We start from the raw sequence: 7,618 nt of genomic DNA, 5'->3' as shown, positions 1-7,618 counted from the left end.
TCAATTTTGGCATTCGCAGGGATTCCATTACCATTACTCTGATGGTTGTTAGTTTTGACTCCAACATTAAGTGAAGATTTAGATCGCTCTTTGCTCCGAAGCGAAGAAAGTAGTTCTCTATCTACTCTTCCTGTTTGAGCTAAACCCGAGTCACGCTGGAAAACCTTTATCGCACTCGCTGTTCCCGGTCCGTAATCACCATCAATTGGACCAGGCTTATATCCTAGGACGGTTAAAAGTTGTTGTACTTCTCGTGTTAACTGGGCGTTCGGTTTATTTGAAGCGCTCTTAGTTGACACATTCGATGTTTTCTTAAAGCGTTGATCAATTAGTTTTGCCTCTCGTATCGCTTCTGTAGTAATTGTAGACTTGTGTGTTTCTACTTCTCGCTCAGCTTTAGAGAGATCTCGTTGTCGATAGCGATAATTACTACACCTACTATTATAGTCATTAACAATTCGATTGAACTCATCTATACCTCCGTTTGTATCGAAGATATTTCTCATCGCATCAATACGCATGATTTCACGAGTACACCAACGAATCTGCGACACTGAAAGTATATTATTTGAACCGACAGGCGGTTTATTATACTGAAGCTTAGGAGTCTCATTTCTTGGCTTGTTGGTTTTACCTACGACAGACGAACTTCCTAATTGAGAAGCTGTTGGAGTCTTTGCTGTTGGATTGGCTAAACTACTACCTGTAGCAGCCTTAGGTACGGAACTAGGACTATCATTACCCTGACTTATTGCCATGAAAATACCGACAATGAGTAAAAAACCAAATATATACCCCCAACTTATACCCGATTTGTTACCTTCCTGTTGTTCATCTTGTAATGTTCCATCCGTAACTTCTGATTCTGAGCCTACATCTACAGTGTTATCACGCTGTGAACCAGACTGAGTCTTAGATAGGGGCGTTGTTATGGTGTCTGTAGAGGGGTCAGACTGAAAATCAGATTCGACTGAATCAGCTTTGTCTTCACTCTTTGAGTGCAGCTGTGATAAACCACTAAACCCTTTGGGATTCTTATTACTCATTAAACTAATTCACCCCAAAGACTTCACTTAATCGAGAAGCTCTCTTATCCATCATAACGCTAACCAGTGTGCTAAACATATGGTAGTTCGTAGCACTGACATCTAAGCTTGCATTAACTTTACTATCTCCAACAAGACTGTATGTACATTGGCCATTGTATACGTTGGAAGACAAACGACTCCATGGCACCAAAACTGGCTCACTCGCTCGAAGAAACTTTTTCCTGTGTAGAACGAGCCCATCGTCTCGAACACCAATACCAGAAAAATGATCCTTTGCTTTGCACACAACATCAATTGCAAAATTTATCATCAGCTTATAACCAGTACCTTTCCAAAACCTATCTAACAAGGCGCTAAAATGCTCCTGTTTCTTTGTGGTTATTTTGTAAGTACGATTAGTGCCACCATATTCAAATATATAATCTGTCGTTAGGCTTCTGCTTATTACTTGATAGCTATAGAAAGTAATATCTTCAAACCTAACAAAAGCCCCTTTCCAAGAAATACCTGATGCGCTAATCTTCAATTCGTCTTTGAAAGCAAGACCTATCTCAGCGCTATAAGCCATCTCAAGCTCATGTTTTACTTGTTCCCTAGCTTCATTTTCAGCTCTTTGCTGTCTTTCAAACTCAATATCTTTAATGTCGGCAATGTCTTTTTCCACACGCTCTGAAAAGCTGGTTACTTCTCCAAAAAGCTCAAGGCTAATCTCGCTTAGTTTTTTTGTTATGTCATCTTGAAGCATTTCATTGAACATATACAAACTAAGATCGCGAACTTTGTACGCCAATTCTTTGCTCTCTTCATGCTCTAACCCTTTCCCTTGGAAACTAACTTGAATAGGTTGAGCTATTGTATCCCAGCCTCTTAGGCTAGTTATTAGTTTCGATATAAGTTGGTCCAAATGGTCATTCGAGTACTGACTAGTGGTCATTGTCATGATATTTTCAATCAACGACTCAATAGATGCAGTTTCTTCAGCAAGAGCATGCTTTGTGGCCACCTCATAATAATCAACTAGATCTTGAACAAGTGTATAGCACTGCCTAACACCACTCATTGAATTTTTATCAACAATATCAGTTACTAAAGATACCAGCATCTGACTATCCAACCTATCCAATGAGTCTTTAATAGACTGATTGAAGTAGTCCTTTCGCAGATTAACTCCGTCCTCTAGCTGTGAAGTATCACTTAATAATGGGAAACCAGAGTACTTTCTCTCTTGATTAAGCAGAATCATGACTTCATCTAAACGGAGGTGTAAACCTTCAAAAAGGTCCGCTAACCTCAAAATTGAATCTTTGACAAGTTTGTGACTTTCACCTTTGTAAAGGCTCAATGATGACGAAATTAAGTTCAACTGATCTAGTGCGTGTAAATGTCTAAGATCGATAAGATCATTTAGTGATTTAATGGCAAGTGCTCGGAGAACAGTTGGTTCTGTCACTCCAATCAACCAACCTAACTCTGACTGAGCTCTCAAGCGAGGGGAGATTACTTCACTTAAAAGATCTCGGTCTGAGTCATTGAACAAACTAAACTCTTCTTCTAGCTCTGAAAGTTCAGCTCTAGTATTACGTAATGTTGCGTTTAAGAGAAAGAATGGGTTTTCTTTAATATTCATAGTCACAGAAATCCGATTTTATTTTTATTAATTGAAGGTATCATCGGTAACAATTCAATCGCAGACATTAACTCATTGTGACCAAGTGTACTTATTCTGTCTTTTGCAGTTTTTCTAGCAGCCTCTTTCACTACGAAGTCAATATCTGCCAACGTACGCCCAATCAAACTATCAATGACTTCATCTTTAATTACTTCACTTTCAAGTGGTAACCCTTGCGTCAAAAAATTTAATGAAGCCCTGATCTCGCTTTCATTTGGAATACCGATTTCTATCAGATGGTTAAAACGGCCTTTACGCTTTAGCGCTGGGTCAATATCTTCGATGAAGTTCGTCATTCCTATAATCAACACGCCAGCATTTATAGCTTCTGGTATCCGTCTTAGAAACTCATTAATCTCTTCAAGTTTATGGTCTTTGGCTGTACTTCTATTTGATGTATAGGATTCCATTTCATCGATGAGAATAACGCTAGGCGAGCACCTCATTGCTTCATTAAATACTTCAGAAATTTTTTTGCTTGTTTCATGAATGTAGGGACTTGCTACTGATGCAGAGTCCACCTTAAAAACTGGCCAGCCCAAGTGATTCACGAGCTTTTCCGCAGCATATGTTTTCCCGCATCCGGGTGGGCCATATAGGATAAAAGATGACGGTCCCTCGATACCCATTTTCCTATAAGAGTCACGGTGGTTTATTACATCAACTATGTACTCATTGACAAACTCTTCCAGTGACTCTCTGCCAAACAGCTCAAACTCGCACAAAGACTCATTCACAGTAGAGTCTGACGGTTCTAATACATAGTCCACTCCAGCTAACTCAAAGCACTCTTCAAGCTCAGCATCATTCAACGGAGTTAATTTTGATACTGCCTTGAAAGAACTGTCCTTAAGGCTCACACCATTTGTTAACCACAACTTATAAGACAGCTCGTTGTCAAGATCACTACTTAAATCTAAAGGCAGAAGCACTGAGTACTTTTCTACAAAGAGACTATTTTTAGTGCTGCCTGGTTTTTCTTTCGAATTTAAATAGGCATGAGTGAATGATAGAGCCTGCGAAAAATCAACTAAACCGAGACCAGTATCAAAACTAGATACCGAAAAACAATCTTCTATTTCAAAATAATGAAATTCTTCACTACCCACATTGATAGAATTAAACAAATTTCTGGGTAAATAGTCGTTTTTAACCCATAAGCTGCATAGATCCTGAGTTACGATGATAATATTTGTCTTATTATCAAGTTTGTATATTGCAGCTGAGTCTACTAAAAGTAACCGTTCAATAATCACTTCACCAGAAGGTAACCTGTATCGCATTGGCAATAACACGCTGTTCATCTTAGCTTTCTACTATATTCGCAAAGACTGTAGAATCTAGATCAGGAGCACCACCCACTCGGTTTTGGAACAAATGGAAGTTTACTGTTCTTAATTCATCTATATTGTTATTCTCGATACAATGTATACCTTGCTGCACACATTCGTTAAACTTAGCTTTATCAATAAACGCAGCCTCTTCAGAACACAAAACCTTAAACTGCTCAACAACAAACCAGTCTTGTTTATACAGAATTTCAAAATTCTTTGAGCGTAGTTCATCCATTGCCACCTCAAAGTCATGTGACTTACTTGCAATTGCATTTTGGGCAGTATTCATAAGCTTTATAACCACTGCGTGATCTGATTCTTCAGCATACTGTTCAATATATTCACTATAAGTATTTTTCATCTTATCGAACTCTAATGCTCTGATAGTTGATAAGTTCTGACTTCTAACTTTTGACAACTGACGCTTGGCTTCCAGTAGCTTTTCCATTGCTTCCTGAGATTCTTCTGGGGTGACTGCCCTTTGATTTTTGTCTTCTGCCAAAGTCACATTTTCGAATACTCGATTGATTTCATCATTATCTAGAATATCTCGTATCTCGCTAACTCGCTCTTTTAAGCTATCGGCTTCCATAGAAATAATTGCTTTTGAATCAGCATGGTTGATTTGGTTCTCTTGTCGAGAGTAGAAGTTCTTGCCTGCGTTAAATACACCACCAATACATGGTATTGATACCTCTAAATTGATCGCACCGGAATCAAAAATTTCATAAATACACTCAATGTCAGCACCCGCTGGTACGACTCCAACCTCAAAATCATGGCCAGAAACTTTCAGCACACCCACTGGTCTGTTGTCTGTTACAGGATCCTCTATGTCACCTTCCCAAAGCTTTATATTTATACTATTGTCCGTGCCTGCTCTAAGAGTTTCTGCAGCCTTAAACATCTTTGTACCTTTAACCGGCAACGAGTCGCCTGATTTGACTAAGTACGACAAGCTAGATTTACCACCTAAACTACTCAATGCTTCGATCGAGATCGAGTGGGATGCTGGTATAGCCTCTACTGTTGCAGATGTTTTTGTAATAGATATTTGACTATCTTTTATTGCTACCGTAGTACCTAAAGGGTCAAATACGAACACTTTAAATAGGTTTTCCCCCATAATTCCCAGTGGGACGGTGATCGTTGACATAGCTTCAAGAGCAACTCTACCCGACGTCCAACCAGTGCTTATACTATCGACTTGATATTCATAACCCTCGGTATAGTCATCAAATTTAATTGCTATCTTCGATGCTTTATTAGGAGTTCTAGCTTGAAATTTGAATACCAAAGATAGTGCTCCCTTAGACTCAATGACCCCACGAGATGACTTTCTTTCACGATTTTGTGTAGTCCAATCTATTGACTCTGCAAAAATACTTGCGCCTTCAGCTACAGCTGTCATCGAGTTTACTTCGGTTGAACCCTTAATCCCCAATTCAAAACAAACCTTGTCACGAAGCGGCTTGTAATTAGTTGGTCCGCCAACAAATACAACTCTCTCAATATAATCAGGAGTAAGATGCGCTTTTGATAAAGCCTCTCGTGCAGCCTCTACAGACTCTAGAACTAAATTATTAATTAAATGGTCAAACTCATCTCTAGAAATCTCGATATCTAAATATATCTCTTCACCGTCGAGATCAAACTCTCTTATCTCTGTTTCTGACAATGAAATTACGGCTGCCTCTTTGGATGATAACTCAATCTTAGCCCTCTCGGCCGCATAGTTTGCCATTCTCACCATGGTTGAATACTTAGGCTCGACGAGAAAGTTATCAGGCAAATTGAAGTTATTTCTTAACCATGGTTTAACAATTTTATCCATAAGGAGTCGGTCAAAATCACGACCTCCACACATAGCAATGCCACCATGAGATAGAAGGTTTACTTTACCTCTATGACTTTCTGCGATCGCAATATCAAGAGTGCCACCACCTAAATCGTAAACAAGAAAGGTACCATCCAATGCCCCTTCTTTCATAACGCTCATTACAGCGGCAACTGGTTCTTGCATCAAAGCAACGTTATTTATACCGGCCAAGTTAGCTGCATCAACAGTTGCATCTTTTTGCATTTGGTTGAATGCTGCTGGAACGGTAATAACAACACCGGTTTCTGGGTCTAGTCGAAGCTCTTCATTCAAGTATCCATAGAGCGTTTTCAAAACTTCAGCAGAGCACTGCTCTGGTGTCTTTACTTCATGAACGGCTTTAAATTCTATTGGGGTACTCGTTCCCATCAACCTTTTAAAAAGTACAGCTGAATTACTTGGACTGCGAGCAGCTTGTTCATAAGCTCGTTGTCCAACTAACTTATTTCCTCGTCTATCGAGATAAATTGCAGATGGGGTAATGTCATTTTGTTCAGGGCTTTTCCAAATTTTTGTTTTTTGACCATCAAATGATGCTATCGCACTGTTCGTAGTACCCAGATCTATGCCAACAAAGTTTTTCATTTTTTACTCCCAAGAATAACTGTACCCATCTGTTCAATACCCTTTTCACTCATAATCAAAGGGGATAGTACTTGGTCAATATATAGCTCTTCACTTTCGTCAAAATCATCAATATTTATCGCAGATACAGCCATGCCAGCATCGTAATCTTGACCTTCTAAATCGATAATTTTCAAACCGCTAGTCTCCAGCTCATCAGCAATCTTTTTAACAAACCACTTCAGCTGACTTTGAAAGCGAGTTTGATCTTTCATAGCCAATTTGGCTAAAACACGCTCATTTGCCTTGGCAAAGCGCCAAGACTCGGAAGCAAGTTCAACTAAAGATTTAAAATATGAATTACTAGACTCAGACATAATACTTCCCAAATATGGATGATGGGGTTCTCATAACAACAACCCAAATTATGTGCGTAACATATCATATTGTACTATGCAGAACATTGTTCTAGGCCATATTGAATGCGGTTAATTTTCCGTACCGACGATTTTTATAGTGGTCATTGAATCAAAGCCCTTTTGACAGCTCTATCCAACGTTTCTACCCATGCAGTCTCATACCTGTCTCTTGATCAGAAATCAGTCTAAAAACCCATAAATCCAGTCGTTTCCTTGCTCAGATAGTATCCACTAAGTATATCCTGTAGTTTGTCCCAGCCAAGCCACATGGTTCCCCAACTGGCAATGCGTGTCCGTTCACCTAGTTTGGAAATGGCTTCGTATGCCCATTTGAGCGTAGGAATTTCGCTAGGTAACTATAGGGTAGCGTCCGCCTCTCTTGTTAACATTGAATGTATAAAGGTTATTTTGATTTGAACAATTGAAACGAAGAGCAGACTAAGAGAAGAACAGAATCAATAACCAAATTGGCTTATGAACTAATGTAAGACGCCTTGACCGATAGTCCGCACACTCCGAAGTTACGTTGAATTTTCCCCCGTGATACAGAACGGGGTTTACGACGAACGCCATTAGATGAATGGATAACTTTTAGTAGGGCAAAAGCCCACGAACAGGGTGTGAATGAGTATTTACTCTAGCTGACAATGGGGCAGAAGTGTTTTAGCTTACCTGCCCCATATTGTGTGATCACCAAGCGATTC

At 39.4% G+C, this 7,618-nt stretch carries 5 protein-coding genes; all 5 read right to left on the bottom strand.

Going from position 1 to position 7,618, the window contains the following annotated elements:
- The coding region (locus AB4180_RS22625; RefSeq protein ID WP_198592250.1) for a peptidoglycan-binding protein at positions 1 to 1,046 on the bottom strand (1,046 nt) is incomplete at its 3' end.
- A gap of 4 nt (positions 1,047 to 1,050) precedes the next feature.
- Positions 1,051 to 2,676: a hypothetical protein gene (locus AB4180_RS22620; protein ID WP_102249495.1), complete on the bottom strand. Its 1,626-nt coding sequence runs from the start codon at positions 2,674 to 2,676 to the stop codon at positions 1,051 to 1,053.
- A gap of 2 nt (positions 2,677 to 2,678) precedes the next feature.
- Positions 2,679 to 4,022 carry an ATP-binding protein gene (locus AB4180_RS22615; RefSeq protein WP_076655965.1) on the bottom strand — a complete coding sequence of 448 codons (1,344 nt, stop codon included), beginning with the start codon at positions 4,020 to 4,022 and terminating at the stop codon, positions 2,679 to 2,681.
- A 1-nt stretch (position 4,023) separates the two neighbouring features.
- Entirely contained in the window at positions 4,024 to 6,516 is a 2,493-nt protein-coding gene (locus AB4180_RS22610; RefSeq protein WP_076655963.1) for an Hsp70 family protein, read from the bottom strand.
- A complete protein-coding gene (locus tag AB4180_RS22605) occupies positions 6,513 to 6,872 on the bottom strand; it encodes a hypothetical protein (protein ID WP_076655960.1) in 360 nt (119 codons plus the stop codon). Before AB4180_RS22605 ends, AB4180_RS22610 begins: the two co-directional genes overlap by 4 nt.
- Positions 6,873 to 7,618 lie beyond the last annotated feature (746 nt).

Source organism: Vibrio sp. 10N.286.49.C3 (assembly GCF_041469545.1).
In the GTDB taxonomy this organism is placed as follows: domain Bacteria; phylum Pseudomonadota; class Gammaproteobacteria; order Enterobacterales; family Vibrionaceae; genus Vibrio; species Vibrio tasmaniensis_A.
Note: the sequence above shows the minus strand (reverse complement) of the source record. Positions and strands in the feature narration are given on the sequence as shown.

Excerpts from the sequence above, each read along its gene's own strand:
- AB4180_RS22620 (WP_102249495.1), bottom strand. The coding sequence starts at position 2,676 with ATGAATATTAAAGAAAACCCATTCTTTCTCTTAAACGCAACATTACGT.
- AB4180_RS22615 (WP_076655965.1), bottom strand. The coding sequence starts at position 4,022 with ATGAACAGCGTGTTATTGCCAATGCGATACAGGTTACCTTCTGGTGAA.
- AB4180_RS22610 (WP_076655963.1), bottom strand. The coding sequence starts at position 6,516 with ATGAAAAACTTTGTTGGCATAGATCTGGGTACTACGAACAGTGCGATA.
- AB4180_RS22605 (WP_076655960.1), bottom strand. The coding sequence starts at position 6,872 with ATGTCTGAGTCTAGTAATTCATATTTTAAATCTTTAGTTGAACTTGCT.